The organism is Pseudomonas sp. R62, from assembly GCF_000257605.1.
Taxonomy (GTDB): domain Bacteria; phylum Pseudomonadota; class Gammaproteobacteria; order Pseudomonadales; family Pseudomonadaceae; genus Aquipseudomonas; species Aquipseudomonas atacamensis.
Genome location: NZ_JH635998.1, coordinates 3318603 through 3320722 on the forward strand (window position 1 = coordinate 3318603; position 2120 = coordinate 3320722).

General features: G+C 61.5%; 2 protein-coding genes and 1 pseudogene. All 3 read left to right on the plus strand.

The annotated features are described in order from the left end of the window. The coding region (locus tag OQK_RS16030; protein WP_038860999.1) for a UDP-N-acetylmuramoyl-tripeptide--D-alanyl-D-alanine ligase at nt 1-887 on the plus strand (887 nt) is incomplete at its 5' end. Then, entirely contained in the window at nt 887-1969 is a 1083-nt protein-coding gene (mraY, locus tag OQK_RS16035) for a phospho-N-acetylmuramoyl-pentapeptide-transferase (RefSeq protein WP_016773275.1), read from the plus strand. The genes OQK_RS16030 and mraY, both read left to right, overlap by 1 nt. Before the next feature lie 5 nt (nt 1970-1974). Then, nucleotides 1975-2120 (plus strand): annotated as a pseudogene (gene murD, locus OQK_RS31345) (UDP-N-acetylmuramoyl-L-alanine--D-glutamate ligase); the annotation flags it as partial.

The window sequence follows — 2120 nt, forward strand, 5'->3', positions numbered from 1 at the left end:
TGGGCGCCTCGCGTCTCGGTGAAATCGCCTACACCGTCGGGCTGACCAAGCCGCACGTAGCGATCCTGAACAACGCCGGCACCGCTCACGTCGGTGAGTTCGGCGGTCCGGAAAAAATCGTCGAAGCCAAAGGTGAAATCATCGAAGGCCTGGCTGCCGATGGCATCGCCGTGCTCAACCTCGATGACAAGGCTTTCGGTATCTGGAAGACCCGCGCTGCCGGTCGTCAGGTGCTGACCTTCGCTCTCAGCAACAGCGAGGCGAATTTCCACGCCAGCGATCTGGCCACTGATGCCCGTGGTTGCCCGGCGTTCAACCTGCACACGCCAGAAGGTAGCGAGCGCGTGCAACTGAACCTGCTCGGTACTCATAACGTCGCCAATGCCCTGGCTGCCGCCGCTGCTGCCCACGCCTTGGGTGTTTCGCTGTTCGGCATCGCCACCGGCCTCGGCGCGGTGCAACCGGTCAAGGGGCGCACCGTCGCGCAACTGGCGAAAAACGGCATGCGCGTCATCGATGATACCTACAACGCAAACCCCACCTCGATGTGTGCGGCCGTTGATATACTCGCCGGCTTTTCCGGCCGCACCGTCCTGGTGTTCGGCGATATCGGCGAGTTGGGCGACTGGGCGGAGCAGGGGCACCGCGACGTGGGCGAGTACGCCCGAGGCAAGGTTTCCGCGCTTTACGCGGTCGGGCCGAACATGGTCCACGCGGTAAACGCTTTCGGTGAGCAGGCGCAGCACTTCGGCACCCAGGCCGAGCTGATCCAGGCCCTCGCCGCCGAGCAGGACACAAACACCACCATTTTGATCAAGGGTTCGCGCAGCGCAGCGATGGAAAACATCGTTGCGGCTCTGTGCGGGTCCAGTCTGGAGAAACATTAATGCTGCTGCTGCTAGCGGAGTATCTGCAACAGTTCTACAAAGGCTTCGCGGTCTTCCAGTACCTGACCCTGCGCGGGATTCTCGGTGTGCTGACCGCGCTGGTCTTGTCGCTGTGCTATGGCCCGTGGATGATCCGTACTCTGCAGAACCGTCAGATCGGCCAATCGGTGCGTAACGACGGCCCGCAATCGCACCTGTCCAAATCCGGCACGCCGACCATGGGTGGCGCGCTGATTCTGTCTTCGATCGGCGTCAGCACTCTGCTCTGGGCTGATCTGAGCAACCGCTACGTCTGGGTAGTGCTGCTGGTGACCCTGCTGTTCGGCGCCATCGGCTGGGTCGACGATTACCGCAAAGTCATCGAGAAAAACTCCCGTGGCCTGCCGAGCCGCTGGAAGTATTTCTGGCAGTCGGTGTTCGGCCTCGGCGCAGCGATCTTCCTTTATATGACTGCCGCGACGCCGGTGGAAACCACGCTGATCCTGCCGATGCTCAAGGACTACAGCATTCCGCTGGGCGCCGGTTTCATCGTGCTGACCTACTTCGTGATTGTCGGTTCGAGCAACGCGGTCAACCTGACTGACGGCCTCGACGGCCTGGCGATCATGCCAACCGTGATGGTCGGCGGCGGCCTGGGGATTTTCTGTTACCTGTCGGGTAACGTGAAATTCGCCGAGTACCTGCTGATCCCTTACGTGCCCGGCGCGGGCGAATTGATCGTGTTCTGCGGTGCGCTGATCGGTGCCGGTCTCGGTTTCCTCTGGTTCAACACCTATCCAGCGCAAGTATTCATGGGCGACGTCGGTGCCCTGGCACTTGGCGCGGCACTGGGCACCATCGCGGTGATCGTCCGTCAGGAAATCGTCCTGTTCATCATGGGCGGCGTGTTCGTGATGGAAACCCTGTCAGTGGTCATTCAGGTTGCCTCCTTTAAGCTGACCGGTCGCCGTGTGTTCCGCATGGCGCCGATTCACCACCACTTTGAACTCAAGGGCTGGCCCGAGCCGCGCGTGATCGTCCGTTTCTGGATCATCACCGTGATTCTCGTCCTGGTCGGCCTTGCCACCCTGAAGCTGAGGTAGAACGAGTGTCTCTGATCGCTTCTGACCACTTCCGCATCGTTGTCGGCCTCGGCAAGAGCGGCATGTCCCTGGTTCGCTTCCTGGCGAACCGGGGCACGTCGTTTGCTGTGGCCGACACGCGGGAAAATCCACCGGAACTGGCCACGCTCAA

Excerpts from the sequence above, each read along its gene's own strand:
- mraY (WP_016773275.1), top strand. The coding sequence starts at position 887 with ATGCTGCTGCTGCTAGCGGAGTATCTGCAACAGTTCTACAAAGGCTTC.